This is a genomic window from Nonomuraea sp. NPDC050556, from assembly GCF_044457355.1.
Classification (GTDB): Bacteria; Actinomycetota; Actinomycetes; order Streptosporangiales; family Streptosporangiaceae; genus Nonomuraea.
On the sequence record NZ_JBITGU010000002.1, the window covers coordinates 2,094,712 to 2,121,599 of the forward strand.

General features: G+C 69.2%; 27 protein-coding genes and 1 tRNA gene. 13 read left to right on the plus strand and 15 right to left on the minus strand.

The genetic code is table 11. The features are described 5' to 3' along the window. Positions 1–16: 16 nt before the first annotated feature. From ACIBG8_RS28090 to ACIBG8_RS28105, 4 genes are all read right to left on the minus strand, one after another. Positions 17–721 carry a type II secretion system F family protein gene (locus ACIBG8_RS28090; protein ID WP_397345929.1) on the minus strand — a complete coding sequence of 235 codons (705 nt, stop codon included), beginning with the start codon at positions 719–721 and terminating at the stop codon, positions 17–19. Further along, on the minus strand, positions 718–1,872 hold the full coding sequence (locus tag ACIBG8_RS28095; protein ID WP_397345930.1) for a TadA family conjugal transfer-associated ATPase: 1,155 nt from the start codon (positions 1,870–1,872) through the stop codon (positions 718–720). The genes ACIBG8_RS28090 and ACIBG8_RS28095 overlap by 4 nt, the downstream gene beginning before the upstream one ends. Beyond that, entirely contained in the window at positions 1,869–2,909 is a 1,041-nt protein-coding gene (gene ssd, locus ACIBG8_RS28100; RefSeq protein ID WP_397345931.1) for a septum site-determining protein Ssd, read from the minus strand. Before ssd ends, ACIBG8_RS28095 begins: the two co-directional genes overlap by 4 nt. A 1,265-nt stretch (positions 2,910–4,174) precedes the next feature. After that, positions 4,175–4,906 carry an oxidoreductase gene (locus ACIBG8_RS28105; RefSeq protein ID WP_397345932.1) on the minus strand — a complete coding sequence of 244 codons (732 nt, stop codon included), beginning with the start codon at positions 4,904–4,906 and terminating at the stop codon, positions 4,175–4,177. Between the two features lie 799 nt (positions 4,907–5,705). On the opposite strand from ACIBG8_RS28105, the gene acs reads away from it, so the two are divergent. From acs to ACIBG8_RS28130, 5 genes are all read left to right on the plus strand, one after another. Further along, positions 5,706–7,694: an acetate--CoA ligase gene (gene acs, locus ACIBG8_RS28110; RefSeq protein ID WP_397345933.1), complete on the plus strand. Its 1,989-nt coding sequence runs from the start codon at positions 5,706–5,708 to the stop codon at positions 7,692–7,694. A 360-nt stretch (positions 7,695–8,054) separates the two neighbouring features. After that, a complete protein-coding gene (gene nhaA, locus ACIBG8_RS28115; protein ID WP_397345934.1) occupies positions 8,055–9,269 on the plus strand; it encodes a Na+/H+ antiporter NhaA in 1,215 nt (404 codons plus the stop codon). Between the two features lie 12 nt (positions 9,270–9,281). Continuing rightward, positions 9,282–9,677, plus strand: coding sequence for a phage holin family protein (locus tag ACIBG8_RS28120; RefSeq protein WP_397345935.1), 396 nt, complete (start codon positions 9,282–9,284; stop codon positions 9,675–9,677). After that, the gene (locus ACIBG8_RS28125; RefSeq protein WP_397345936.1) at positions 9,661–10,554 is read left to right on the plus strand and encodes an alpha/beta fold hydrolase; all 894 of its coding nucleotides are present in this window, start codon (positions 9,661–9,663) and stop codon (positions 10,552–10,554) included. Before ACIBG8_RS28120 ends, ACIBG8_RS28125 begins: the two co-directional genes overlap by 17 nt. Continuing rightward, positions 10,544–11,005: a DUF309 domain-containing protein gene (locus tag ACIBG8_RS28130; RefSeq protein WP_397345937.1), complete on the plus strand. Its 462-nt coding sequence runs from the start codon at positions 10,544–10,546 to the stop codon at positions 11,003–11,005. The genes ACIBG8_RS28125 and ACIBG8_RS28130 overlap by 11 nt, the downstream gene beginning before the upstream one ends. On the opposite strand, the gene ACIBG8_RS28135 is transcribed toward ACIBG8_RS28130, so the two are convergent. Further along, positions 10,976–12,166 carry a MarP family serine protease gene (locus ACIBG8_RS28135; RefSeq protein ID WP_397345938.1) on the minus strand — a complete coding sequence of 397 codons (1,191 nt, stop codon included), beginning with the start codon at positions 12,164–12,166 and terminating at the stop codon, positions 10,976–10,978. The two genes, ACIBG8_RS28130 and ACIBG8_RS28135, sit on opposite strands and share 30 nt — an antisense overlap. Positions 12,167–12,248: 82 nt before the next feature. On the opposite strand from ACIBG8_RS28135, the gene ACIBG8_RS28140 reads away from it, so the two are divergent. Next, positions 12,249–12,767 (plus strand): HEAT repeat domain-containing protein, encoded by a 519-nt coding sequence (locus ACIBG8_RS28140; protein WP_397345939.1) that lies wholly within the window; start codon positions 12,249–12,251, stop codon positions 12,765–12,767. Here the strand turns inward: ACIBG8_RS28140 and ACIBG8_RS28145 are convergent. From ACIBG8_RS28145 to ACIBG8_RS28155, 3 genes are read right to left on the minus strand one after another with little or no spacing between them, the layout of a single operon-like run. Then, positions 12,729–13,376, minus strand: a complete 648-nt coding sequence (locus tag ACIBG8_RS28145) for an NUDIX hydrolase (protein ID WP_397345940.1) — start codon at positions 13,374–13,376, stop codon at positions 12,729–12,731. The two genes, ACIBG8_RS28140 and ACIBG8_RS28145, sit on opposite strands and share 39 nt — an antisense overlap. 38 nt (positions 13,377–13,414) lie before the next feature. Continuing rightward, positions 13,415–14,110, minus strand: coding sequence for an endonuclease III (gene nth / locus ACIBG8_RS28150; protein ID WP_397345941.1), 696 nt, complete (start codon positions 14,108–14,110; stop codon positions 13,415–13,417). Between the two features lie 10 nt (positions 14,111–14,120). Further along, positions 14,121–15,410, minus strand: coding sequence for an MFS transporter (locus ACIBG8_RS28155; RefSeq protein WP_397345942.1), 1,290 nt, complete (start codon positions 15,408–15,410; stop codon positions 14,121–14,123). A gap of 52 nt (positions 15,411–15,462) precedes the next feature. Here ACIBG8_RS28155 and ACIBG8_RS28160 point away from each other — a divergent pair, with 52 nt between their 5' ends. Both ACIBG8_RS28160 and ACIBG8_RS28165 read left to right on the plus strand, forming a co-directional pair. Then, entirely contained in the window at positions 15,463–16,341 is an 879-nt protein-coding gene (locus ACIBG8_RS28160; protein WP_397345943.1) for an RNA polymerase subunit sigma-70, read from the plus strand. 67 nt (positions 16,342–16,408) lie between these two features. Next, on the plus strand, positions 16,409–17,089 hold the full coding sequence (locus ACIBG8_RS28165) for a Crp/Fnr family transcriptional regulator (protein WP_397345944.1): 681 nt from the start codon (positions 16,409–16,411) through the stop codon (positions 17,087–17,089). Here the strand turns inward: ACIBG8_RS28165 and ACIBG8_RS28170 are convergent. The 4 genes from ACIBG8_RS28170 to ACIBG8_RS28185 are packed head-to-tail and all read right to left on the minus strand — an operon-like array spanning position 17,071 to position 19,290. Continuing rightward, positions 17,071–17,859: an MBL fold metallo-hydrolase gene (locus tag ACIBG8_RS28170; protein ID WP_397345945.1), complete on the minus strand. Its 789-nt coding sequence runs from the start codon at positions 17,857–17,859 to the stop codon at positions 17,071–17,073. The two genes, ACIBG8_RS28165 and ACIBG8_RS28170, sit on opposite strands and share 19 nt — an antisense overlap. Then, positions 17,856–18,647 (minus strand): NUDIX hydrolase, encoded by a 792-nt coding sequence (locus tag ACIBG8_RS28175; RefSeq protein WP_397346202.1) that lies wholly within the window; start codon positions 18,645–18,647, stop codon positions 17,856–17,858. The genes ACIBG8_RS28170 and ACIBG8_RS28175 overlap by 4 nt, the downstream gene beginning before the upstream one ends. 29 nt (positions 18,648–18,676) lie before the next feature. Then, positions 18,677–19,138 carry a RidA family protein gene (locus ACIBG8_RS28180; RefSeq protein WP_397345946.1) on the minus strand — a complete coding sequence of 154 codons (462 nt, stop codon included), beginning with the start codon at positions 19,136–19,138 and terminating at the stop codon, positions 18,677–18,679. Continuing rightward, complete coding sequence (locus ACIBG8_RS28185) at positions 19,135–19,290, minus strand: hypothetical protein (protein ID WP_397345947.1); 156 nt, start codon at positions 19,288–19,290, stop codon at positions 19,135–19,137. The genes ACIBG8_RS28180 and ACIBG8_RS28185 overlap by 4 nt, the downstream gene beginning before the upstream one ends. 64 nt (positions 19,291–19,354) lie before the next feature. Between ACIBG8_RS28185 and ACIBG8_RS28190 the strand changes: the two genes are divergently transcribed. Both ACIBG8_RS28190 and ACIBG8_RS28195 read left to right on the plus strand, forming a co-directional pair. Then, positions 19,355–20,347 carry an ArsA-related P-loop ATPase gene (locus tag ACIBG8_RS28190; protein ID WP_397345948.1) on the plus strand — a complete coding sequence of 331 codons (993 nt, stop codon included), beginning with the start codon at positions 19,355–19,357 and terminating at the stop codon, positions 20,345–20,347. Beyond that, positions 20,344–21,456: an ArsA family ATPase gene (locus tag ACIBG8_RS28195; protein ID WP_397345949.1), complete on the plus strand. Its 1,113-nt coding sequence runs from the start codon at positions 20,344–20,346 to the stop codon at positions 21,454–21,456. The genes ACIBG8_RS28190 and ACIBG8_RS28195 overlap by 4 nt, the downstream gene beginning before the upstream one ends. Positions 21,457–21,507: 51 nt before the next feature. Here the strand turns inward: ACIBG8_RS28195 and ACIBG8_RS28200 are convergent, their stop codons facing one another. After that, complete coding sequence (locus ACIBG8_RS28200) at positions 21,508–21,804, minus strand: WhiB family transcriptional regulator (protein WP_148036282.1); 297 nt, start codon at positions 21,802–21,804, stop codon at positions 21,508–21,510. A 278-nt stretch (positions 21,805–22,082) separates the two neighbouring features. Here ACIBG8_RS28200 and ACIBG8_RS28205 point away from each other — a divergent pair, with 278 nt between their 5' ends. Further along, positions 22,083–24,284, plus strand: a complete 2,202-nt coding sequence (locus ACIBG8_RS28205) for a transglycosylase domain-containing protein (RefSeq protein WP_397345950.1) — start codon at positions 22,083–22,085, stop codon at positions 24,282–24,284. A 215-nt stretch (positions 24,285–24,499) separates the two neighbouring features. Here ACIBG8_RS28205 and ACIBG8_RS28210 read toward each other — a convergent pair whose 3' ends face one another. After that, the gene (locus tag ACIBG8_RS28210; protein WP_397345951.1) at positions 24,500–24,955 is read right to left on the minus strand and encodes a GatB/YqeY domain-containing protein; all 456 of its coding nucleotides are present in this window, start codon (positions 24,953–24,955) and stop codon (positions 24,500–24,502) included. Between the two features lie 39 nt (positions 24,956–24,994). Here ACIBG8_RS28210 and ACIBG8_RS28215 point away from each other — a divergent pair, with 39 nt between their 5' ends. After that, positions 24,995–25,888, plus strand: coding sequence for a metallophosphoesterase (locus tag ACIBG8_RS28215; RefSeq protein WP_397345952.1), 894 nt, complete (start codon positions 24,995–24,997; stop codon positions 25,886–25,888). A gap of 65 nt (positions 25,889–25,953) precedes the next feature. Beyond that, positions 25,954–26,027 (plus strand) — tRNA-Pro (locus ACIBG8_RS28220). Between the two features lie 461 nt (positions 26,028–26,488). On the opposite strand, the gene ACIBG8_RS28225 is transcribed toward ACIBG8_RS28220, so the two are convergent. Next, positions 26,489–26,851 (minus strand): hypothetical protein, encoded by a 363-nt coding sequence (locus tag ACIBG8_RS28225; RefSeq protein ID WP_397345953.1) that lies wholly within the window; start codon positions 26,849–26,851, stop codon positions 26,489–26,491. Positions 26,852–26,888: the final 37 nt, after the last annotated feature.

The window sequence follows — 26,888 nt, forward strand, 5'->3', positions numbered from 1 at the left end:
GCTGGGGGTTCCTGGGTCAGGAGGGGGATTGTTCGGCCTTTGTGGCGAGGTGGTGGGTCCACCAGAGGCCGCAGGCGTCCAGGGCGATGCCTGCGGTCAGGCAGGCCAGGCCGGGGAGGCTGCCGAAGAGGAAGTCCAGGGGGTGCATGCCGAGGCTGCCTGCCATGAGGAGCCCCAGGGCGGGTAGGGCGGCGAGCATTCTGGCGGTGGTTCTTGGGCCTGCGAGCTGGGCGGACACGTCCTGGCGGTGGGCCTGGGCGGCGCGCAGGGTGCTGCCGACGCGGTCGACCAGGCCGGACAGTCCTGCGCCCACGGTGACGCTTACCTCCCAGCACGCGGCGAGCCTGCGCAGACCTTCGCCGCCCTGAGCCGGGGCGACCGCGGTGAGTGCGGCTGGGACGTCGCCGCCGTCTCTGGCTGCGGCTATCAGGGGGCGTAAGGCGTCCGGGTCAGGGAAGTCGACGGTCGAGATCGCTCGGGCCAGGGCTTCTCCCGGGGTGCGGCCTGCGGCGAGTTCGGCCGACAGGCTCTGGCACAGCTCGATCGACGCGGTCTGCCAGGCCTGGGTGCGGCTGGACCTCCTGGCGCGTAGGGGTAGGCGCGGCCATGGGGTTGTGGTGTGGGGCGAAGTCAGCCTGCTCAGGCGGGTGGTTGCCGGGTTCGGGCCGGTCCAGGTCCAGACGGCCAGGGCGGCGCAGAGCGCGGCGATGATCGTGGTCATGACGTGCGCTCCATGAGCTCTTCGAAGGCTGGGCCGGCGGAGCAGCGCCCGCCTCTGCCGAAGGTCAGCGCTGGTCTCGCCTCGACGTAACCGGACGGTGCCCGCGACAGCAGGCAGATCTCCGACACCCTTCTGCGTCCGTCGCCGCGGCCGCGCGTCAGGTGGATGACCACGTCCAAGGCGGCTGCCAGCTGGCTGTGGACCGCTTCCCTGCTCAGGCCCGCCGCGCAGGCCAGCGCCTCCAGGCGCGGTGGCACGTCGGCTGCGGCGTTGGCGTGGAGGGTGCCGCAGCCGCCTTCGTGGCCCGTGTTAAGGGCAGCCAGCAGGTCGATCACCTCGGCGCCTCTGACCTCGCCGACCACTACGCGGTCGGGGCGCATGCGCAGCGCCTGCCGTACGAGCTCGCGCAGCCCCACCCCGCCCGCGCCCTCCAGGTTGGCTGGGCGGGACTCCAGGCGTACGACGTGGGGGTGCAGGGGGCGCAGCTCGGCGGAGTCCTCGACGAGCAGCAGCCGCTCCCCCGGATCGGCCAGGGACAGCAGGCCGGACAGCAGGGTCGTCTTGCCGGTGCCGGTGCCGCCCGTCACCAGGAAGGCCAGGCGCGCTCTGACGATCCTGGTCAGCACCTGAACCGCTTCCGGGGCGAGCGTGCCCGCTTCGACCAGGGCTTCGAGGGTGAACGTACGGCGGGGCGGCAGGCGCAGCGACACGCAGGTGCCGCCGGAGGCGATCGGCGGGAGTACGGCGTGCAGGCGTACGCCGCCGGCCAGCCGTGCGTCGACGTGGGGTGAGGCGTCGTCGAGGCGGCGTCCGGCAGCGGCGGCCAGGCGCTGGGCCAGGCGGCGGACGGCGCCGTCGTCCTGGAAGGTCACCGCGGTCCTGCGCAGGCCGCTGCCGTCGTCGACCCAGACCTCTCGCGGTCCGTTGACCAGTACGTCGGTGACATCGGGTTCGGCGAGTAGCGGCTCCAGCGGGCCTGCGCCGATCAGGTCGGCGCAGAGTGCGCGGGCGACGGCGAGGATCTCGGCGTCGCCGTACACGGACTTCTCGGCACGCAGGGCGACGGCGACCTGTGCAGCGCTGGGCTCGACACCGGCCCTGGCCAGCCGTACACGGACGGCTTCGACCAGGTCGCGTGAGACGTCGGTCACGTGGGGAGCACCTCACGGAGGACAGTGGTGCAGAACTGGCCGAGTGCCGTTCGCTGGGTGACCTTCGGGACTTCGCCGCGGTTGAGTGAGGCGTTCAGTCGCTGCTGGTCGGGCATGCGGCCGACGCAGGGGATGCCTAGTGACTCGGCGACGACGTCGTCGGCCAGTACACCGGAGCGGACCACCGCGCGCACCTCGGTCGTGTGGCGGGTCACCTCGTTGTGGACCTGGGCGGCCGCGAGGACGCCGCGGACGTCGGCGGTGGCCAGTAGCAGCGTGTGGGACGCGCGGCCGAGCGCCTCTACGGCTGCGGCGTCGAGGTGGCGTGGGAGGTCGACGAGCACCAGGTCGAAGCCGCGTCTGCCTGCCTCCAGGACCGAGCGCATGGCTTCTGCGGGGATGGGGTCGACGTGGCCGCGGTGGAAGGAGAGGACGGCCAGGTCGCCGAAGGTGGGGAGGGCGTCGCGTAGGGCGGTGGAGCTGATCCTGCCTTCGCGGGCGACCAGATCGCCCCAGCGGGCGCCTTCTGCCTCTTCATGGCCCAGCAGGGCGTCTATGCCGCCGCCCAGGGGGTCGGCGTCCACGAGCAGGGTGCTCAGGTCTTCGCTGGATGCGCGTAGGGCCAGGCAGGCTGACAGGACGCTCGCGCCTGTGCCGCCGGAGCCGCCGATCACGCAGATGATCTCGCCGTCGCGTGGGTCGGGCTCCATGACGTCTGCGAACTCTTCCACCAGCCAGCGTTCTGAGGCTGGGAGGTCTACTACGCCTTGGGCGCCTACTGCTACGCATCGTCGCCAGGTGTCCGGGTCGTCGGATTCTCGGGTGACCAGGAGGACTCGGTCGCGGTTCGGTGGGGATGTGGCGGCCACTGCGTCTGCGAGGTCGTCGCCTATCACCACGAGGGGGGCGATGGTCCAGAAGGGGCGGGCGTGTGCGGGGGCGTGGGCCACGTCCAGCTGGGCACCGGCTGCGGCGGCGATCCTGACCAGGTCGTCCAGGAGGGCGCGGTCCTCGGTGATGACGAGGGGGCGATTCATGTCCGCAACGATGCGCTTGCGGGCGGGGTGGGCGAACGGGTGAGTGGGGTTCTGGGGATAACTCTTGGCGGTGGGGCGGGGGTTGTGGATAACCGGTTGGTCGGGTGCTCTGTGGGGGGCTTGGCGTCGACTGCTTTGCGCCGGGCTCCGCCGTACCCCCGCTCGCCGCACCGGCGCTGGGAGCGCGGGCGGGAGGCGCATGGGCGGGCCGTAGGGGCGGCCTGGGTGGCGGGGAGCGCAGTGGTCGGGCGGTGGGCGCGGGCCTGGGGTCCCGGCGGGCCGTGGGGGCGGGCCGGGGTCCGGGGCGGTTCAGGCGGGGTGTGGGTTGGGTGGCTTGGCGCCGTGCGTATTGCGCCGGGCTCCGCCGTACCCCCGCTCGCCGCACCGGCGCTCAGAGGGTGGGTCTGTGTAGTGGGGAGCACACGGGCGGGGCTGTGGGGTGAGGGCCTGGGGCGGTGGGAACGCGCGGGGATGCGAAGTCGCGAGTGGCGGGGGCGCGGGGGTCGCGAGTGGCGGGGGCGCGGGGGTCGCGAGTGGCGGGGGCGCGGGGGTCGCGAGTGGCGGGAGCGCGGGGGTCGCGAGTGGCGGGAGCGCGGGGGTCGCGAGTGGCGGGAGCGCGGGGGTCGCGGGTCGTGGAGGGCCGCGTGGGGGTGGGGCCGAAAGGGGGAAGGGTGGGGCCGGAAAGGGGGAGAAAAGGGGCGACCCCCGCCGGGGGGGAGAGCGGGGGTCGCCTGACCGGTCCGGCTCCGGGGGGGTAGAGCCGGTCCCGTTTCAGAAGAAAGCTTTCAACACTTAACCAGAGTATGGCAAGGGACTTGCAAAGCTATCCCGTGCACAGTCGCTCCAGTTTCGGGAGATACCACCGTATGCTGCCCGATCGACGCGAGTTTCGTCGAGGAGCAATCTCGCATTTTCGCTAAGTTTTTTCACCGTAACCAGGTGACTACAGGAGCGAGATCACGCAGGGTGATCATCACGGCTTGGTAACCCTGCCCCCGTACCGAGTCCACATGCCCTGACGACCCGACAACTCCCCACATGGGTAAAGGTCTTGGTCTCAGGGCTTCCCATCAGGGCGAATCCGACGTACAAAGGTTTCACGGACCACTTGTCCGGGTGCTTCCACCGGGCACCCACGCGCGACCAGCCGCGGGAGGCGCGTCGTGACGGGCTTGTCCCGCTCCGACGAATACAGGTGCACGCTTGGTAACCCGGTGTGATGTGCCGGCAGACGGCGTCTCTTAAGAGAGGCGCCGTCAGCTATGTCAGCCTCTTTGCAGCGCTTCGCAGATTGCGGTGGTCTCGCGAACACCGAGGGTGACCGCGGAGGCACACTGCCGTACCCAGGAGGCGACCCCCTCCGATGTTCCGGTGAGATACGCGGCCAGGCCGTCGGCGTAGTCGAGCTCTAGATGCCCTACTTCGACTGGTACGAGGGACTTGGGGTCGAGGCCGTATTCGACCAGCGTCAGCCGTTCCGCCGCCCTTGCGACGATGCCGTCTGCGGTGCCGAAGGGGCGGAGTACGGCTAGCTCTGCGTGGACTATCGCGGCCATCACCAGTGCTGGGGCCTTTGTGGGGGTGGCGAGGAGGGTGAGGAGGCCGTCCATGCGGGCGGTCATTGCCTCGTCGCCGGTGCGGGGTCTGCCCAGGTCTGTGGTGAGTCCGGCGGCTGCGACGGTGTGGAGGCGGGCCAGGACCTGGCGGGGGGCCTTTCTCCAGGTTGGTCCTAGTCTGCCGAGCTCTGCGGATGCGCGCAGGGCGCCCTGGACGATGGGGTCGGTCACCTCGTCGCGGCGCAGGGTCTCCAGGGGGACGTCGGCGCCTTCGATGGCGGCGGACGCGCGGGCGCCGCGCAGGGAGGACTCGGTGGAGACCTCGGGGCTGCGGCGGCGCAGGACTCGGTGCCTGTAGAGCCGGTCTACGGCCTCACGGGCCTCGTCCACGGCCTCGGGGACGCCTGGGAGCTGGGCGATTACAGCCAATGGGTCGCTCACGGAACCCGACCTTACCGGCCGGTAGGGGGGCTGGTCGCATGCCAGGGGTTGTGTTGGGGGGTACGGCTTCCGACGTTTGTACGGCGTTGCGGCCATCGTGGCACCGAGCCCCAGGCACGCTCCCCGGTTGGGTGGCTTGGCGGCGTTCGCGTTGCGCCGGGCTCCGCCGTACCCCCTCTCGCCGCACCGGCGCTTGGAAGGGCGCCGCGGTGGGGGTGCGCGGGCGCAGGTGGGGGCGGGTGTCGCGCGAGGTGCGGGGTGGGTGGCTTGGCGGCGTTCGCGTTGCGCCGGGCTCCGCCGTACCCCGACCCGCCGCACCGGCGCTGGGAGGGTGGGCCGCAGGGTGGGAGGGATTGGCTCGCAGGTGCGGATGGGTGAGCGCGGGCCATCGGTGGGCGCTGAAGGGCTCGCGGGCTGGGTGCGGGCGACCTCGCGGGTGGAGGTGGGGCTCACGGGCGTGGGGGCTCGCGGGGTGTGGGTGGAGCTCGCGGGCGCGGGTGGGTGAAAGCCGGGCCGGACGTGGGTGGGGAGAGGTCGGATCTTGTTGGGGGTTTGGGGGTGGGGATTGGGGGATGCGGATAAATGGGGGCAAAGGGGGGTGCGTAGGGTCTATGGGTGGGGCCCAATTGGCTCGTTCCATCTTTATGGGATTTCGGGATTACAACGGTTTAATAGCGTTTGTTGGATGTATCGGTTTATCGCCCGCCCCGCCCGCCATCAGGTACGGACCTGTCTAGACCTCTTGTGCCTGGCCCCGGTGACCTGGTGAAGTGGGACACGACCTAACCAACCTGGCCATATGAAGGAGCACGAAGTGGCCCCGGAGACCCCTGGCAACGAGCATCAGGCGCTGTCGAACCTCCTGCACGAGAACCGCCGGTTCGCACCGCCAGCCGACCTGGCCGCGGCAGCGAACGTCACCGCTGCCGCCTACGACGAGGCGGCGGCCGACCGGCTGGCCTTCTGGGAGCGTGCGGCCGACCGGCTGACCTGGGCCAGGCGCTGGGACACCACCCTGGAGTGGAACCCGCCCTTCGCGAAGTGGTTCCTCGGCGGCGAGCTGAACGTCGCCTACAACTGCGTCGACCGCCACGTCGAGGCAGGCAACGGCGACAAGATCGCCTACTACTGGGAGGGCGAGCCCGAGGGCGACAGCCGTACCCTGACCTACGCTGAACTGCAGAACGAGGTCAACAAGGCCGCCAACGCGCTCACCGAGCTGGGCGTGGGCAAGGGCGACCGGGTCGCGATCTACATGCCGATGATCCCCGAGCTGCCGATCTCGATGCTCGCCTGCGCGCGCATCGGTGCGATCCACTCGGTGGTGTTCGGCGGGTTCTCCGCGAGCGCCCTGCAGAGCCGCATCGACGACGCCGACGCGAAGCTGGTCATCACGGCCGACGGCGGTTACCGGCGAGGCGCGCCGTCCGCGCTGAAGCCGACCGTGGACGAGGCCGTGGCCAACACGCCGCAGATCGAGCACGTCCTCGTCGTCCGCCGGACGAATCAGGAGATCGAGACGTTCGATCGGGATGTCTTCTGGGACGACATCGTCGAACGGCAGAGCACCGAGCACGAGGCCCAGCCGCACGACGCCGAGCACCCGCTGTTCATCCTGTACACGTCAGGCACCACGGGCAAGCCCAAGGGCATCCTGCACACGACCGGCGGCTACCTCACCCAGACGTCCTGGACGCACAACGCCGTCTTCGACCTCAAGCCGGAAACCGACATCTACTGGTGCACCGCCGACATCGGCTGGGTGACCGGGCACTCCTACATCGTGTACGGCCCGCTCGCCAACGGCGCCACCAGCGTCATCTACGAAGGCACCCCCGACACCCCGCACCGCGGGCGGTTCTGGGAGATCGTGCAGAAGTACAAGGCCACAATCCTCTACACCGCGCCCACCGCGATCAGGACGTTCATGAAGTGGGGTGACGACATCCCCGCGAAGTTCGACATGTCGTCCCTGCGCATCCTGGGCTCCGTCGGCGAGCCGATCAACCCCGAGGCGTACGTCTGGTACCGCGAGCACATCGGCGCCAGCCGTACCCCCGTCGTGGACACCTGGTGGCAGACCGAAACGGGCGCGATCATGATCAGCCCGCTGCCCGGCGTGACGAGCGGCAAGCCGGGCGCGGCCATGCGGCCGCTGCCGGGCATCGTCGCCGACGTGGTCGACGACCAGGGCAACAGCGTTCCGAACGGCGGGGGCGGCTTCCTGGCCATCCGCGAGCCGTGGCCGTCGATGTTGCGGACCATCTGGGGGGACGACAAGCGGTACATCGACACGTACTGGTCGCGGTTCGACGGCATGTACTTCGCCGGAGACGGGGCGAAGCGGGACGAGGACGGCGACATCTGGCTGCTCGGCCGGGTCGACGACGTGATGCTGGTTTCGGGGCACAACATCTCGACCACCGAGGTGGAGTCGGCGCTGGTTTCGCATCCCAAGGTCGCTGAGGCGGCGGTCGTGGGGGCTACGGATCCGGTTACCGGGCAGGCGATCGTGTCGTTCGTGATCCTTCGCGGGACTGCGGAGGAGGGGGCGGACATCGCCAAGGAGCTGCGTGACCACGTGGCCAAGCAGCTCGGGCCGATCGCCAAGCCTCGGCAGATCCTGGTGGTGCCTGAGCTGCCCAAGACGCGGTCGGGGAAGATCATGCGGCGGTTGCTGCGGGATGTGGCGGAGAACCGGAGCGTGGGGGATGTCACCACGCTGGCGGACAGCACGGTGATGAACCTGATCTCGGAGAAGCTGCCCAGCGCGAAGTCTGAGGACTGAGGTACGGCACAGCCTCCTCGTAAGGCCCGTAGGGATCTCCCCTACGGGCCTTTTGGCGTCTCCGAGGCGGGTGGGGTGGCTTGGGTCCGACCGCATTGCGCCGGGCTCCGCCGTACCCCGTCCCGCCGCACCGGCGCCGAAGGTCGGCGGTGGCCGCGCCACGAGGGCGGGTCGAGGTGGGAGGTGGCCGCGCCAGGAGGGCGGGCGTGGGTGGGGGTGGGGTGGTCAGGGGGAGGGTGACCCGTATGGGGGTCGTTGCGGGGTGTATGGGTACGCTAACGATCAGGTGTGCCGGGAAGTCTGGTCGGCGAAATTCGGGGGGACCGACCCCACGAACCCAGCCACCCATGGGAGAAAGCCGTGCGCCGCGCCGCCGAGATCTGGCCGTTCAGGCCCACCGTCCGCTACGCGCGCACGCTCGCAGAAGCCCTGAGGGCGGAAACCATAGGCGGCGTCATCATGCTCGTCGCCACCGTGGCCGCCCTGCTGTGGGCCAACCTCGACCACACCGGCTACCAAGCCCTCCAGAACGCCAAAGTAGGGCCCCCAGGCCACCTCAACATGGAGCTCGTCAAGTGGGCCCAGAACGGTCTCCTGACGATCTTCTTCTTCGTGGCGGGCATCGAGGTCAAGGAGGAGTTCGTCCACGGCGAGCTCAAGAACCTGCGCAAAGCCGCCCTCCCCATCATCGCCGCCCTCGCCGGCATGGTCGTCCCCGCCGTCGTCTACCTGGCCGTCAGCTGGGGCGCGGAGAACGCCGCCAGAGGCTGGGCCATCCCCACGGCCACCGACATCGCCTTCGCCCTGGCCGTCCTCGCCATCACGGCCAGCTCCATGCCCGCGGCCCTGCGCGCCTTCCTCCTGACCAGCGCCGTAGTGGACGACCTCGGCGCCATCACGATCATCGCCGTCTTCTACACCGACCACCTCGACCTGCTGATGCTCCTCATCGGCGCCGCCCTGATCGCCCTCTACGGATGGCTGCAGTACAAGGCGGTAAAGGGCATCTGGATCTACCTCCCGCTCGCCCTGGCCGCCTGGTACTTCGTCGAGGTCAGCGGCGTCCACGCGACGGTCGCCGGTGTCGCCCTCGGCCTGCTGACCCGCGTCAAGACGACGGACGAGGAAGACAGCTCCCCCGCAGAACGCGCCGACCACTACCTGCGCCCGATCTCGGCCGGCTTCGCCGTACCCGTGTTCGCCTTCCTGTCGGCCGGAGTCATGCTGACAGCGGACAGCCTCAGCGAGATCGTGAACGATCGGGTAGTTCTGGGAGTGGTGGCCGGTCTGGTGATCGGCAAGTTCCTCGGCGTGTTCGGCGGCGCCTGGCTGTCCGTACGGCTGGGCCTGGCCAGACTGTCTGAGGAGTTGCACTGGCGGGACATGGCGGCGGTTTCGCTGCTCGCCGGGATCGGGTTCACGGTGTCGCTGCTGATCGGGAACCTGGCCTTCGGCGGCGACGAGGAGCGGACCAACGCCGTAACCACCGGGATTCTCGCCGCCAGCCTCATCGCGTCCATACTGGCTGCGGTACTCCTGCACCTCCGGGTACGCACGCGCCGCAACACACCCTGATAGGAGACGTTCATGCCGCAGACGCCGGAAGAAGAATCGCTGGGCGCGCTCGTCGCCCAGGCGAGCGACCACATCTCCACGCTCGTACGCTCGGAGATCGAGCTGGCCAAGGCCGAGCTCAGGTTCGACGCCAAGCGGGTCGGCACGGCTGCTGGTCTGTTCGCCGCCGCCGCGTTCATGGCGCACCTGTGCCTGATCCTGGCCTCGTTCGCGATCGCCTACGGCCTCAACGCCCTGGGGATGGCGCAGTGGCTGTCCTTCACCATCGTGACCGTCTTCTACCTGCTCGTCGCGGCCCTGCTGGTCTTCATCGGCGTGCGCAGGCTCAAAGGCCTGGCCGGGATGAAGCGCACCACCCGATCGCTCAAAGGCCTCAAGGAGATAGCTGACCATGAGCCAGCTGCCTGACGAGTCCTTCGTCCAGATCGACGGCCCCTGGACGCATCGCGGCGTCCACGCGGGCGGCACCCGCTTCCACGTCGTCGAGGCGGGCGAGGGCCCGCTCGTGCTGCTGCTGCACGGTTTCCCGCAGTTCTGGTGGTCGTGGCGGCACCAGCTCGAAACCCTGCCCGAGGCGGGATACCGGGTGGTCGCCGTCGACCTGCGCGGCTACGGCGGCAGCGACAAGCCGCCGCGCGGCTACGACCTGCCCACGCTGGCCCGCGACGCCACCGGCCTGATCAAGGCGCTCGGCGAGACGGGCGCGATCGTCGTGGGCCACGACTGGGGCGGCCTGCTGGCCTGGACGATGGCGGTCATCGAGCCCAAGTCCGTGCAGCGGCTGGTCGTCGTGGGCGCCCCGCATCCGCGCCGGCTGCGCAGCGCCCTGTTCGGCTTCCCGCACTTCTTCGGCTTCCAGGTCCCGCTGCTCCCCGAGCGCAGGCTGACCACCGACGGCGGTTCGATGGTGGGCAGGATGCTCGACCGCTGGTCGCGCCCCGACTGGCCGGACGCGGAGACGGCGGCGACCTATCGCGAGGCGTTCAGGATCCCGGCCGTGGCGCACTGCGCGCTGGAGTACCACCGCTGGTTCGGCCGCTCCCAGCTCCGCCTGGACGGCCTGCGTTACGCCAAGATGATGCGGACCGAGGTGGAGGCGCCCACGCTGCAGCTGCACGGCGCGCTCGACACCTGCGTGCACCCGCGCACGGCGCAGGGTTCCAGCCGCTACGTCGTCGCGCCCTACCGGTGGCGGCTGTTCGACGGCGCAGGGCACTACCCGCACGAAGAGGTTCCAGCGCAGTTCGACGAGGAGCTGCTCGGATGGCTGGCCAATGAGAGATAGGGACCCCCAGGGCAGGCCGCGCAACGCCCGCCCACGCGACGAGTACGGCAGGCCGCTCCCCTACGGCGCCGAGGGCGTCCCAAGGGTGCCGGACGACTACGCGCCCACGACCGAGCAGGCGCTGGCCGACGGGCTGGAGCACCTGGAGGAGGGCCACCCCTTCCACGCCCACGAGGTCTTCGAGGGCCGCTGGAAGTGCGCCCCGCAGGAGGAGCGCGAGCTCTGGCAGGGCCTGGCCCAGATCTGCGTCGGCCTGACCCACCTGCAGCGCGGCAACGGCAGGGGCGCTGTCACGCTGCTCAGCCGCGGCGCCGCCAAGGTGCAGGGGTACGGCTCGCCGTACGACGAGGTGGGGCGGCGGGCGTCGGCGCTCGGCCAGGACAGCGACGCCGCCGAGGCGGTCGAGTCGGTCAGGGTGGAACTAGTCGCAGTGCTGCGTGCCCTCGGGTGAGGTGTCGTTCTGCCCGTTCACCGCGTCGGGCCTGACCTCGCCCGCGGTGAGCACGTAGCCGGTGTCCTCCTGGGTGGTGGCCGCGGCGAAGATGACGCCGAAGACCCGGCCGTCCGCGGTGAGCAGCGGGCCGCCCGAGTTGCCCGGCAGCACCTTGCCGCGGATGGCGTAGACCTCGCGGGTGACCGTGGAGTCGCGGTAGATGTCGGGGCTCTTCGCCTTCTCCTTGGTGCGGATGCGGGCGGCCTCGGCGGTGAAGCCGTGTCCCTTGGGGAATCCGGCGATGATCGCGCTCTCGCCCCGCTCCGCCGTACCGTCGAACTGGAGGACGGGCAGGCCCAGGTTGGGCACGTAGAGGATGGCGATGTCGCGCTGGGGGTTGTAGGAGACGACCGTGGCCGGGCGCGCCTGCTGGCTGTGGTCGATGATCTGCAGGTCCTTGTTGACGCCCGCGACGACGTGCGCGTTGGTCATGATGTGGTCGCGCGCGTAGACGAACCCGGTGCCCTCGATGCGCTTGCTGCAGCTCTCGGCCGTGCCGGTGACCTTGACGATGCCCTGGCGGGCCCGCTTGAGCTTGGTCCCCTGCAGCACGCTCTGGTCGGGCGCGGCCACGTCGACGAGCTGGCCGCCGCTGATGGCGTCGAAGACGGGCGGGAACTCCGAGCGGTCGATGAACGACTTGAACGGCTGCTGCCAGTCGCGCGCCGCCTCTGGCACGGCGTTGTCGACGGTCTCCAGGAGCAGCGAGTTCTTCACCTGGTCGACGACGGGCGCGAACGAGCTGGAGACCAGCAGGCTGCCGATGAGCCAGGCGATGACCAGCACGGACAGCGCGCTGGCGAACGTGCCGCCCACGGCGTCCGCGACCTTGGCCGGCTCCCAGGTGACGTGGGAACGCACCACGGCACCGATCGTGGAGGAGGCGAACTGCCCGATCGTGGCGGTCAGGAACACGATGACGATCGCCAGGAGGGCCTGCTCGACGTCGCCGTCGACGACGGCCTTGGTGATCGGGGGCGCGATGAAGACGCCGAGCACGGCTCCGCCGATGAAGCCGACGAAGCTCATCGCGCCGATGATGAAGCCCTGCCGGTATCCGGACACGCCGAAGGCGATCACGAGCCCGATCAATATGAGGTCAAGCAGATCACCACTCACGGTTCAACGTTATCCAGCGGAACAGTCAAGCGTGCACGTCTTCCTTGAGGACTACGTCCATCCTCTGCCTAACGTGAGCGGTATGCCGCTGATCGAGCTCATCGAGACGGCCCTGTCCGACCCGGACCCCGACGGCCCCGTGCGATGGCGAATGATCGAACTGCTGCAGCAGCAGGGCGACCTGGAGACGTTCACCGAGGCCAGGCGGCTGTGCGCCGCGGGCTCCGTCTCCGAACGCCTGCTCGGCGTGGACATCATGGGCAGGCTCTGCGCCTTCCGCGACCGCACGCTGCCCGTCCTCCGTTTCCTCGCGGCCAGCGAGTCGGACCCGATGGTCCTGTTCTCCGTACTGATCGCGTTCGGCCACCTCGGCGACCCGCGCTCGCTGCCGTCCGTGATCGAGCTGGCCTCCCACGCCGACCCCAGGGTCCGGTACGGCGCGGCCTACGCGCTGCCCAACGTCGTGGGCAACCCGCCGGACCCGGCGGGCATGTCGGCGCTGAGGATGTTGTCGAGGGACGTGGACGACGACGTCGCCGACTGGGCCACGCTGGGCGTCGCCCTAGCCTCTGGCAGCAAGGTTGACGACGTCGGGAGGTAGGTCCTCGATCCGCTGCCGGTCCCACGGCACCTCGAACCCGCCGGCCCGCAGCACGTTGTCGAGCACCATCGCGGTGAAGCCCCACACCAGCATGCCGCGCACGCGGAACGCCGGGCCGGAGTAGCCGGTGCGCGGATAGCGGAGCTGGATCCGGTTGGCCGGGTCGACGAGCTCGGCGATCGGCACCCGTTCCACGGAGTCGACCTCGTCCGGCGAGGCGGCGTGCACGGCGGACGGCGTGTGCCACCAGCCGACGACGGGCGTGACCCGGTTGTCGCTGCGCCAGACGTAGAGCTCGGGCAGGGTGCGGACGATCTCGACGCCGCGCGCGTCGAGCCCGGTCTCCTCCTCTGCCTCGCGCAGCGCGGCGCCGACCACGCCGTCGTCCTCGGGGTCCACGCCGCCGCCGGGGAAGGCGGGCTGGCCCGCGTGCCTGTTGCCGCGCGAGCTGCGCTGGATGAGCAGCACGTCGGGCCCGTGGGGGCCGTCGCCGAAGAGCAGCAACACGGCGGCAGCGCGCCCGGCGCCGTCGAGAGGGGGGCGCAGCGAGCCGGGGACGGGGTGCTGCACGGCCTGGGCGCACATGTCGACGAGCCACTCGGGAACCATGCGATCTGCAACGCCCCCGGGGCGGAAAACCCTTCCCGTCACGAGAAGGGCCCCGGCCTGACCAGCTTCGTCGCCTTCTTCACGTCCGTCGGGCCCGTGCCGTACGCCGGGCACAACGTGGCGAGCGGGCAGACGCCGCACGCGGGGTTGCGCGCGTGGCAGATGCGCCGCCCGTGCCAGATCAGCCGGTGCGACATGACCGTCCAGTCGCGCTTGGGGATCAGCTCCCCCACCGCGTGCTCGATCTTGACCGGGTCGGTCTCCGTGGTCCAGCCGAACCGCCTGGTCAGCCGCTGGAAGTGGGTGTCGACGGTGATGCCGGGCACGCCGAAGGCGTTGCCCAGCACCACGTTGGCCGTCTTGCGCCCGACGCCGGGGAGCGTGACGAGGTCCTTGAGCTTGTTCGGCACCTCGCCCTTGTAGCGTTCGCACACGGCCTGGGCCATGCCGATGATGCTGTTGGTCTTGGCGCGGAAGAAGCCGGTCGACTTGATGATGCCTTCCATCTCGTCGCGGTCGGCCGCCGCGTAATCCTCCACCGTGGGATATTTCGCGAACAGGGTGGGAGTGACCATGTTGACCCGCTTGTCGGTGCACTGCGCCGACAGGATCGTGGCGACCAGCAGCTCGAGCGGGTTCCCGAAGTCGAGCTCGCAGTGCGCGTCCGGATAGGTGTCCTCGAGGATCCTGTTCATCTTGCGCGCGCGGCGCACCAGCGCCAGCCGAGACTCCATGCGCACAAGACTAAGCTTTCTGCAGCTCCCGCACGGCCGTACCCAGACCCGCCACCGCACCCACCAGCGACAGCACGGCCGCGACCGCGCACACCGGCCCCAGACCCGCGCTGTACGCCTCGGCGGAGCCGTACCCCCCGAAGGACGTGAACACGACGGCCAGGACGGCCACACCGAAGGCGCCGGCGAACTGGCGCACGGTGCTGAAGATCCCGGACGCCTTGCCGATGAACGCCGGAGCCACCGAGCTGAGCACCGCGTTCTGCGTCCCCGGCATCGCCATCGAGGCGCCGATGCCCGCGAGGAGCAGCGGCGCCACCACGTTCGCCGTCGGCGTGACGGTCAGCGCCATCCAGCCCATGCCGACCGCCTGCAGCGCGAGCCCACCGGCCACCAGCGGCCGCTCCCCGATCCTGCTCACCAGCCGCCCGGCCAGCGGCGCGACCACGAACATCGGGACGGTCCACGGGATCATCCGCACCGCAGCCTCCAGCGGGCTGCCGAACTGGCCGACGAAGAAGAGCGAGCCGTAGATCGTGCCGTAGAGGGCGAGCGTGGCCAGCACGCCGGAGGAGAACGCCCGGATGCGGAACAGCTCGCGCTCCCTGCCGACGTAGAGCGCGAGCAGCGGCACCCCCACCACCAGCGAGACCAGGAACTCGCCGCGCACCAGCCCCCAGACGAGCCCGAGCCCGCCCACGGCGACCAGCGCGACGCCCGCGTAGTCGATCGGATGGACCGGACCGCGGCTCTCCCCCACCTTCAGCAATACCAGCGGGATCAGCGCCAGCGCGATCGGCACGTTGATCCAGAAGATCCACTGCCAGGCCAGCCCCTCGGTCACCGCTCCGCCGACCATCGGACCTGCCAGCACCGCCACCCCCGTGATGCCGCTGAACACGCCCAGCGCCCCGGCCCGCTCCTGCGGCGGGTACGCCGTGCTCAGCAACGCGATCGCCAGCGGCATCACCAGCGCGGCCCCGGCGCCCTGCAGAGCCCGCGCGGCGATCAGCAGGCCGATGTCGGGCACCGTCGCGCAGGCCACGGAGGCGAGCAGGAACAGCGCGATCCCCGACACGAACATCCGCCGCCTGCCGAACCGGTCGCCGACGGCAGCGGCGGGCATCAGCAGCACCGCGAAGGTCAGGCTGTAGGCGTTCGCCGTCCATTCCAGCTGTTCGAGGCCGGCTCCCAGGTCCACCTTGATCTTGCTCAGCGCCATCGTCACGACCATCGCGTCGAGCGCGACCATGAACGAGGCCACCGAAGCCAGGCCGAGAACCCATCGTTTGTTATCCATGTTGGTACAGACAGGACCGATGAGTTCTGTCATCGGTACGGTCTTGAATTACATGGACGAAGATTTCGCGACCCTCGCAGAGCCGTTCAGGCGCGAGCTCATGGCGCACTGCTACCGCATGCTCGGCTCGGTGCACGAGGCGGAGGACCTGGTCCAGGAGACCTACCTGCGAGCTTGGCGCGGCTTCGAGCAGTTCGAGGGGCGCGCCTCGATGCGGACCTGGCTGTTCAGGATCGCCACCAACGCCTGTCTCAACGCCCTGCAGCACAGCAGCCGCAGGTCGCTGCCCTCGGGCCTGCCGGGTTCCGAGTGGATCGAGCCGGTGCCGGACGCCCTGGTGGATCCGGCGGCGATCGTGGCCTCGCGCGCCGGGCTGCGGCTGGCGGTCATCGCCGCACTGCAGCACCTGCCGGTCAGGCAGCGCGCCACGCTGGTGCTGCGGGAGGTGGTCGGCTGGCCGTCGGCCGAGGTGGCCGAGCTGCTGGGCACCAGCGTCGCGGCGGTCAACAGCATGCGCCAGCGGGCGGCTGCGCAGCTCGACAAGCTCGACCTGGACGAGTTCTCCGAGCCGGCCGAGCCCAAGAAGCGGGAGCTGCTCGACCGCTGGGCGGCCGCCATCGAGGACGCGGACATCGCGGCGCTCACCGACCTGCTCACCGAGGACGCCGTGTGGGAGATGCCGCCGCACGCCGCCTTCTACGCGGGCAGAGACCATGTGCTGGGGCTGCTGAGAGAGAAGCTCGTGCCCACATCCGGCGTGCGCAGGCTGGTCGACGTCGAGGCCAACGGGCAGCCCGCCTTCGCGCACTACATCAGGGGCAGGGCGCACTCGATCCAGGTGCTCACCCTGGACGGCCTGGCCGTACGCAAAGTCACTTCATTTCACTATCCAGCGCTGTTTGACGTGTTTGCCCTGCCCAGCGCCATATGATGCTCATGGCGGGCCTGGGGATGTCACCCGAAGTGGGGTACGTCACAATGGCAACAGAGGAGGCAGAGTGAACACCGAAGACGTGCTGGGCAAGGCCCCCCTGTTCGCCGCGCTCGACCGCGAGAGCGCAGCTGCGCTGCGCACGAGCATCACCGAGGTCCAGCTGTCCAAGGGGCAGACGCTTTTCAACGAGAACGAGACGGGTGACCGCCTCTACGTCGTGCTCGAGGGCAAGATCAAGCTCTCCCGCACCTCACCCGACGGCCGCGAGAACCTGCTCAGCGTGCTCGGCCCGAGCGAGATGTTCGGCGAGCTGTCGCTGTTCGACCCACGGCCGCGTACGGCTTCCGCCACGGCGCTGACCGACGTACGGCTGGCCGGGCTCGGCCACGACGACCTGCGCCCCTGGCTCACCGGTCGCCCCGAGGTCGCCCTGCACCTGCTCCGCGCCCTGGCGCAGCGGCTGCGCCGTACCAACGACGTCCTGGCCGACCTGGTCTTCACCGACGTCCCGGGCCGCGTGGCCAAGCAGCTCCTCGACCTCGCCGAGCGGTTCGGCACCAAGACCGAGGACGGCACGCGCGTCCACCACGACCTCACGCAGGAGGAGCTGGCCCAGCTCGTCGGCGCCTCGCGCGAGACGGTCAACAAGGCGCTGGCCGACTTCGCCCAGCGCGGATGGCTGCGCATCGAGGCCAAGGCCGTGGTCATCCTCGACATGGACCGGCTCTACAACCGCTCCAGGTAGTCGAGCTGCGCCCGCACCGACATCTCGGCTGCGGGCCAGAGCGACCTGTCCACGTCCGCGTACACGATCTTCACGATCTCGTGCGGCGTCCTGGCGCCCTGCTTCTGGGCCGCCTTGATCTGCTCCAGCCGCTCCCGGCGGTGCGCGATGTAGCCGTCCAGGGCCGCCAGGGGGTCGGCGAGCACCGGGCCGTGCCCGGGGAGCAGCGCCTCGGCGCCGAGGTCGTCAGCGGCCTTCCTGAGCCGGTCGAGGCTGCGCAGGTAGTCGGTGAGCCCGCCGTCCTGGGCGATGATCGTGGTGCCGCGGCCGAGGACCGTGTCGCCGGTGAGGATCGCGCGGTCCCCCGGCAGCCAGAAGCACAGCGAGTCGAACGAGTGGCCCGGCGTGCCGTACACGTGGAGCTCCAGGCCGTCGACCGTCACCACGTCGCCGTCGTCCAGGCCCTCGTCGCCCAGCCGGTGGCGCGGGTCGAGCGCGCGCACCGGGGCCTTGACCATCTCGGCGAAGCGCCTGGCGCCCCCGCTGTGGTCGAAATGGCCGTGGGTGAGCAGGATTTGGGTGACTTTTCGGTCTTTGAGGTGGTTCTTCACGCGCAGCAGGTGGGCCTCGTCCTCGGGGCCCGGGTCGACCACGATGACCTCGGTCGCGCCGATCACCCAGGTGTTGGTGCCGTCGAGCGTCATCAGGCCGGGGTTCGGCGCGAGCAGGTTCTCCGCGTGATCGGTGCGGGTGCCGTCCGGGCTGTCGATGGGGATGTACAGGCCGCTCATACGATCAGCCTGACCTCGCCGTCGATCTCGGCCACGCGGGGCATGATGGTCACGATCTCCCTGCTTTCGGCGAGAACGGCCGCTACCGAGTCGTGTGCGGCCAGTTCCGTCAGTGTGGCGTAGGTGGGCGGCATGAGGAAGATCTCACCCTTGTGCGCCAGCTCCAGCGTCTCAGACGGCCGCTGCCAGAGCACCACGTCCGCCTCGCCGCCGACGTCGCGGGTCCGCTGGCCGTACGGCAGGGCGGCGACGAAGAAGCGGGTGTCGAACCGCTTGGTCTCGATCTCCGGCGTGATCCAGTGCGCCCACGGCCTGAGCAGGTCGGAACGGAGCACCAGGCCGCGCCGGTCCAGGAAGTCGGCGAAGGCCAGGCTCCTGTCGATCAAGGCGATCCTGTCCGCCTCCCAGTCGTCGCCCGTGGTGTCCTCGACGACGGAATCGGGCCCTGGCCCGGCCAGGAGCACCCCGGACTCCTCGAAGGTCTCCCGTACGGCTGCGCAGACCAGACCGCGCGCGGTCTTCTCGTCGGCGTTGAACACCTCGCCCCACTCGGCGGGCGACGGACCGGCCCAGGCGACGGCGTGGTCGGTGTCGCGCGGGTCGACGGAGCCGCCGGGAAACACGTAGGCCCCGGCGGCGAACGCCATCGTCGCCTTGCGTCTGAGCAGGTAGACCTCGGGTCCGTCCCGGAGGATCACGACGGTCGCCGCGTCGCGGGCGTGGACGGGGACGACGCGCCCCGCCGCGATGTCACGTGCTCGCTCGGCGAACTCGTCAGGCAACCTCATCATGACCTCCGGACTAGAACATCACTCGGTCATGCTACTTCCGCGATCAGCTCCACCTCTACGGGAGCGTCCAGCGGAAGCGAGGCCACGCCCACCGCGCTGCGCGCGTGCACGCCCAGGTCGCCCAGGACGTCGCGGAGCAGCTCGCTGGCGCCGTTGCCGACCGCGGGCTGGGAGGTGAAGTCGGGCGTGCTGGCCACGAAGACGACCACCTTGACGATGCGGGTGATCTTCGCAAGGTCGCCGACGTTGGACTTCACCGCGGCCAGGGCGTTGAGCGCGCAGATCCTGGCCAGCTCGGCGCCCTGCTCCAGCGTGATCTCCCCGCCCACCTTGCCGGTGGCGGCGAGCTTGCCGTCCACCATCGGCACCTGGCCGGAGGTGTAGACGAGGTTGCCCGTCCGCACGGCCGGTGTGTAAGCGGCCAGCGGCGGCACGACCTCGGGCAGCGTCAGGCCCAGCTCGGCGAGCCTCTCCTCGGGGGTGCTCATGCCTTCTCCCTCTTGAAGTAAGCGACCAGGCCCTGACCGTCGGGGCCCTGGATGATCTGCACGAGCTCCCAGCCGTCAGCCCCGAAGTTGTCGAGGATCATCTTGGTGTTGTGGATCAGCACCGGAGCCGTCAGGTACTCCCATTTCTTCATGGGGCTCAGCGTAGTGACCAATCTCAAAGCGAACAGCACGTGACCGCCGGGTAGCCTTCGGTTTGTGAAGACGCGGGACACGGATTGGGACGGCGTGCGGCTCCACGTCGTCACAGGCAAGGGCGGGACCGGCAAGACGACGGTCGCCGCCGCCCTGGCTCTTGCCCTGGCGTCGGGCGGCCGCAAGGTGTTGCTGGTCGAGGTCGAGGGGCGGCAGGGCATCGCCCAGATCTTCGACAGGCCGCCGCTCCCCTACGAGGAGCGCAAGATCGCCGTGGCTCCGGGCGGCGGCGACGTCTACGCCCTGGCCATCGACCCTGAAGAGGCGATGCTCGAGTACATGGAGATGTTCTACGGCATGCGCAGGGCGGGACGCGCGCTGACCAAGATGGGCATCGTCGACTTCGCCACGACCGTCGCGCCCGGCTTCCGCGACGTCCTGGTCACGGGCAAGACCACCGAGGCGGTGCGCAGGAAGAGCAAGAACGGCAAGCGGGTGTACGACGCGGTCGTCCTGGACGCGCCGCCCACCGGGCGGATCACCCGCTTCCTCAACGTCACCCAGGAGGTCGCCGGCCTCGCGCGGGTCGGGCCGATCAAGAATCACTCCGATCTCGTGAGCGGGGTGGTGAAGTCGCCGGAGACCGCTGTGCATTTCGTCACGGTTTTGGAAGAGATGCCGGTTCAGGAAACGCTCGACGGCATTACCGAATTGCGTTCAGCGGGGCTTCCGGTCGGTGGCGTCTTCGTGAACATGGTCCGTGAATCACTCCACCTTGACTCCGCTGTCAAGGGCGGATTCGACGTCGGCGAGCTCGCTCTGGGGCTCAAGGCGGCAGGGCTGGCCGATGGGGCCGGTGACGCTTCCGTGATTGCCGAGGCGCTGGCCGAGGAAGTGGCCGAGTACGCCCGCCGTACGGAACTGGAGAAAAGGGAGCGGGGCTCGCTGGAGGCGGCAGGGACGCCGCGCTACGAGCTGCCGCTCCTGGCCGACGGGGTTGACCTGGCCGGACTCTACGAACTCGCCGAGAACATCTGCGCACAGGGAGTGGCATGAGGACGCCTCCGTCCCTCGACATCGACGCGATCCTCGATGACAGGGGCACCCGCATCATCGTCTGCTGCGGCTCCGGCGGCGTGGGCAAGACCACCACGGCCGCGGCGCTCGGGCTGCGCGCGGCCGAGCGGGGCAGGTGCGCCGTGGTGCTCACCGTGGACCCGGCCAGGCGGCTGGCCCAGTCGATGGGCTTGACCGAGCTGGACAACACTCCTCGCCTGGTGCACTCCTCCGGCGAGGGGAAGCTCTTCGCGATGATGCTCGACATGAAGCGGACCTTCGACGAGATCATCGAGGCGCACGCCGATCCCGAGCGGGCCAGGCAGATCATGGCCAACCCGTTCTACCAGTCGCTGTCGTCCAGCTTCGCCGGTACGCAGGAGTACATGGCGATGGAGAAGCTCGGCCAGCTCAGGCGCTCGGACGAGTGGGATCTGATCATCGTCGACACCCCGCCGTCGCGCTCGGCGCTCGACTTCCTGGACGCTCCTGAACGGCTCGGCCGCTTCCTCGACGGGCGGTTCATCAGGCTGCTGCTCGCACCGGCTCGCGCTGGGGCGATGAAGCTGCTCAACGCCGGGTTCAGCATCGTGGCAGGCGCGATGACCAAGCTGCTCGGCGCGCAGGTGCTCAAGGACCTGCAGACGTTCGTCTCGGCGCTGGACGCCGTCTTCGGCGGGTTCAGGCAGCGCGCGGAGATGACCTACAAGCTGCTGCAGGCGCCGGGCACGGCCTTCGTCGTGGTCGCCGCCCCCGAGCGCGACGCGATGCGGGAGGCGTCCTACTTCGTTGAGCGGCTCGCTGAGGAGCGCATGCCGCTCGCTGGTCTCGTGGTGAACCGGGTACATCTTTCGCCCGCCTCCGGGCTTTCTGCGGCCCGCAGCGCGGCTGCTGCAGAGGACCTGGAGGCGCGGGGTGAACATGAGATGACCTCGGCCGTGCTGCGGCTGCACGCCGGTCGCATGCAGCTCGCCGCGCGCGAGCAGCGTGAACAGGAGCATTTCCGCTCCGCCCACCCCACGGTCCCGGTGGTGCAGGTGCCCGCGATGTCGGAGGATGTCCACGATCTGGCGGGTCTGCGCCAGATCGGGGAGTTGCTGGCTTCTTGAGCATGACTACGGCCGGTGGTCTCCACCGGCCGTAGTCATGCGGTGCCTGGCTCAGCCCGCGATCAGCTCGTTAGTCCGTTCGTACTCTTCCTTCGCGGACTCCAGCAGCTCGCGCCATGAGTCCACGTCGGGTCGCCGCCTCAGCAGCGCCCGACGCTCCCGCTCAGTCATACCGCCCCACACCCCGAACTCGATGCGGTTATCAAGCGCATCGGCGAGGCATTCGGTACGGACCGGGCATCCTCGGCAGATCAGCTTCGCCCTGTTCTGGGCGGCTCCCTGGACGAACAGCGCGTCCGGGTCCGCACCCCGACAGGCGGCACGGGAGGTCCAATCCGTGATCCACATGTTTCGACCCCACTCCCCTTAGGTGGTCAGTCGTCATTTGGGGCCGACGGGCGCGGGCGCCGAGCCTCCGTATTCAGTTGCCGCAGAGAGAACGTACGCAACGAGACGTTCGGGCCGACAGACCCCAGAGGACCAATTTCCTGCCTCAGTCTTGACCGGGAATGACTAGTCACCCCTTCCAGTCAAGGCGAAATGGTGTCCCGTTACCGATTACGCCACTCTTTCGACGTACTCTTGGTCCTGTGCAAGCTCAGGGCAAAGATCATTCGTCTCCGTTCGTGAACGTCGCGAAGCTGGTCATCGCGGGCGCGGCCGCCGGCGTGCTGACCGCTGCCATAGCCCTTCCCGCCGTCGGCGGCGCCGGGCTCACCGTCAAGGGGACGACTGAGGAGCTTGAACTCAAGCCGGAGAACCTGGACGAGCCCGCGCTCTCGGAGCTCACCAAGATCCAGGACGTCAACGGCAAGACGATCGCGCAGTTCTATCACGAGAACCGCCAGGCGATCCCGCTCGCCAAGATCGCCGACGTCATGAAGACGGCGATCATCTCGATCGAGGACTTCCGCTTCTACCAGCACGGGCCGATCGACCTCGAGGGCACCGCCCGAGCCATGGTCAAGAACGTGACCGGCGGCGGCGTCGTCCAGGGTGGCTCGTCGATCACCCAGCAGTACGTCAAGCAGGTGCTGCTCAACAAGGCGGAGACCAAGGAAGAGAAGCAGGCGGCCATCGCGCCGACGCTCTCACGCAAGCTCAACGAGCTGCGGTACGCCATGGCGATCGAGCAGAAGTACACCAAGGACGAGATCCTCGAGAAATACCTGAACATCTCCTACTTCGGGGCGAGCGCCTTCGGCGTCCAGGCGGCCTCCAAGCGCTTCTTCGGCAAGCCGGCCTCCGACCTGAACCTGGTCGAGGCGGCCACGCTGGCGGCAGCCGTACAGAACCCGGAGGCCACCGACCCCAACGTCAACAAGGAGCGCAGGGCCAAGCTGCAGGCCAGGCGCAACCTCGTGCTCGACCGCATGGCCCAGCTCGGCAAGATCACGGTCGCCGAGGCCACCGAGGCCAAGAAGCAGAAGCTCGGCTACAAGGACACGCCGATCCCCGGCGGCTGCGAGCAGAGCAAATACCCCTACTTCTGCCTGTACGTGAAGAACGAGATCCTGCTCAACGAGGACTTCGGCAAGGACACCGCCGAGCGCAAGAAGTTCCTGGACGCCGGTGGCCTCACGATCAGGACCACGCTCGACCCGAAGATGCAGGAAGCGGCAGAGAAGGCCATCAAGAAGTACGTCAAGGCCAAGGACAAGCCGGTCGCGTCCCAGGCGATGATCGTCCCGGGCACCGGCGAGATCAAGGCGATGGCCGCCAGCCGCGAGTACGGGACGAACAAGAAGAAGAACGAGATGAGCTACAACCTCGTGGCCGACGTCAAGCACGGCGGCGGCAACGGGTTCCAGCAGGGCTCGACGGCCAAGGCGTTCACGCTCGCCACGGCGCTCGAAGAGGGCATGAAGTACGGCGACGGCAACAACACCGGCAAGACCTTCCACGTGCCCCGCATCGAGGACACCTCGTTCCGCGACTGCAAGGGGCGCAGGGTCGGCTCGGAATGGGACGTCTTCAACTCCAGCGAGGGCGGCGGCGGCTTCAAGACGCTGCAGACCGGCACCTGGGGCTCGGTCAACACGTTCTTCATGAAGCTCGAGGAGAAGGTCGGGCTCTGCAAGGTCGTCAAGATGGCCGAGAAGCTCGGCATCAAGCGGGCCGACGGCGGGCCGCTGGTGCAGGTGCCGACGTTCACCCTCGGGGTCAACGAGATGGACCCGGTGACTGTCTCCAACGCCTATGCGGTGTTCGCGGCGCGCGGTCAGTACTGCAGGCCGATGGCGATCACCGAGATCCAGGACCGCACCGGCAAGGTCATCAAGCGGCCCAAGCCCAAGTGCAAGCAGGTCATGGACGAGGAAGTGGCCGACGCCGTCAACGGGATCCTGTCCGGGGTGTTCACCAAGGGCACGATGAGCCAGGTCGGCGGTATCAACCGGGATGCGGCGGGCAAGACGGGCACAACGGATGGGTACACGGCGGCGTGGTTCGCCGGGTACACGCCGAACCTGGCGTCGGCCGTGTCGATCGGCGACCCGCGCGGGGCCTTCAAGCACGACCTGACGAACGTGACCATTGGCGGGCGGTTCTACGCGTACGTGTATGGGGCGTCGATCTCCGGGCCGATCTGGAAGCAGTCGATGATGCAGGCGTTGAAGGGGATCGAGGCCACGTCGTTCTTCCCGGTGAACACGGAGCGGTTCGGTGGGTGTTCTGACGCTTGCGCGCCGAAGCCCAAGAAGGACAAGGACAAGGACCCGGACGGCGGGCCGCCGAACGACAACCCGTTCGACGACTTCTTCGGCGACCGGGACGGCGACAACAACGGCCACGGCGACGCCGGCCCCATCATCCCGGGCCGCCACTAACCCACCAGCCCCGGCCCATCCTCCCTGGGCCTGACCGCCACGCCTGCGACCCCAGCCTGGCCCGCCCTCCCCGGGCCTGGACCGGCCCCACCCTTTCGGGCCTGGACAGGGCCAGGGGCCTCCGCATCTCGCGGAAGCCCCCTGCTTTTCGACCTTCGAGGCGCTGCGCCGTACAGACCTGGGCCTTTTGGCGCTGCGCCGTACAGGGCCTGCGGTTAGCCCGCGAGGCGGGACTTGACCGCCTGGGCCACGCGGCCGCCCTCGGCGCGCCCGGCGACCTTCGGGTTCACGACCTTCATGACCTGCCCCATCGCCTGCGGCCCCGCAGCGCCCGTCTCCGCGATCGCCTCGTCGACCAGGCGCCCTAGCTCCTCGTCGCTGAGCTGCGCAGGAAGGTACTCCTCCAGCACCGCGTGCTCGTCCAGCTCCGCCTGAGCCTGCTCCTTACGCCCCGCCCCCGCGAACGCCTCGGCCGCCTCGCGCCGCTTCTTCGCCTCCTTGGTGATGACCTTCAGCACCTCGTCGTCCGAGAGCTCCCTGGCCGTCTTCCCCGCGACTTCCTCGACGTTGACCGCCGCAAGCACCATGCGAACCGTCCTGAGACGGACTTCGTCCTTAGCCTTCATCGAGGCCGACAGGTCGGCCTTCAGCTTGTCCTTCAATGCGCTCATGGGTCCATCTTGCCGGTTGGCGTCGGGCATCATGAATGGGTGAGGAAATCCGTAGCCGTACCCCTGTCCCTGCTCGGCCTCGGCGTGGCCGGTATCGGCTACGCCTCGGTGATCGAGCGCAACTGGTTCCGGCTGCGCCGATTCGACGTTCCCGTGCTGGAGCGCGGGCAGCGCCCCGTGCGCATCCTGCACCTCTCCGACCTGCACCTGACGCCCGGCCGTACGATGCTGATCAACTGGGTGCGCTCGCTGGGCGCCCTGGAGCCCGACCTGGTGGTCAACACCGGCGACAGCATCGCGCACCCGGACGCCGTGCCGTCCCTGCTGCACGCCCTGGAGCCCCTGCTGGCCCGTCCTGGCCTGTTCGTGTACGGGTCCAACGACCTTTACGAGCCGCGGTTCAAGAACCCCGCACGCTACCTCTGGCGTACGTCCAAGAAGGACCGGCGGCAGCACGTCCCCAACCTGCCGTGGCGCGAGCTCGGCGCCGGGATGGCGGCGGAGGGGTGGCTCGACATGAACAACACCACCGCCCGCATCAAGATCGGCGACCTGGACGTGGCGGTGGCCGGGATCCACGACTCCCACATCGACCGCGACCGCTACGACCTCGTCGCCGGCCCCGCTCCGGCCGACGCCGACCTGCGGCTGGGCGTCATGCACTCCCCCGAGCCGCGCAACATGACCCGTTTCGCCGCGGACGGCTACCAGCTCCTGCTGGCCGGCCACACCCACGGCGGCCAGCTCTGCGTGCCGTTCTATGGGGCTTTGGTCACCAACTGCGGGATCGACCGAGCCCGGGTGAAGGGCCTGCACCGGCACGACTCGGCATGGCTCCACGTGTCCGCGGGGCTCGGCACGTCGCCGATGGCACCTGCCCGGTTTGCCTGCTTCCCTGAGGCGACGCTGCTGACGCTGATGCCGCGCCGCTGAGCGGTCACAAGCACGGCCGAAGTCCGCTAGACTTTCCCAAGCACGTGCAAGACCGGCGTGCGATCCGGGGTGTGGCGCAGCTTGGTAGCGCGCTTCGTTCGGGACGAAGAGGCCGCAGGTTCAAATCCTGTCACCCCGACGTTTGATAGTCCCGAGGTAGAGGGCCAGTTCTGAGAAATCAGAACTGGCCTTTCGCTTTTCCCCGTACAAGGTCGCTCATACGTCACGACGCACGCAGGCGTCCGGATACGCGTAACGCTCTCCGTGGTCGCGAACGTCTCGTGGCCTAGCACCCCGTCTTGCACGAGCCTGCTCGCCGCCGTGTGCCGCATGATGGGCGGTGCGCATCGCCGACGTGCGAGGCCGATCGACCGTCAGGAGACTCGTCCCCTTCAGCGTCACCCCGGGCACGTTGGACTTCATGCCCTTGGGGTACTCCCGGCGGCCGTCACGTGTAGCGACTTCGACCACCGACAGCAACCCTCAGATCCAGTCGACGCGGTGCCCGTGCAGGCCAACGGGGTCGGCCGTGGCTGAAGATCACCTCATCACCCTGCACGCGCGTCGGCGAGATCCTCGGACGGAAGGTCTGACCGACCGCTACCGGTCGGCGATCGAGCCCCAGCCGTTGTTCCAGATGTTGTTCCACCGCGCCTTCACTTTGACCACGTACGTGTGCGTGAGCCCGCCCACGGTCCAGCTACAGGTGGTGCTCGCACTACAGGAGTGCTCACTGCCGACGTACACCTGGTTGATCGTGTCCCATACCCGGCCGGTGACATTCCCACTGATCTTGGCCACAACGGACCCGTTGTACGGTGCGACCTTCTGCGTGGTGCAGGTGGGGTTGCCGTCGAGCCAGCACGTGTAGGACCCGGCGTGAGCCGGGGTCGCGCTGGCCAGCAGGACCGTTGCGGTGAGCGCGGCGGAAGCCGTCCAAGCAGAGAACTTCTTGAAGTTCACGAGACTCCTGGTGGTGAGTGATCCACATCGATTCATC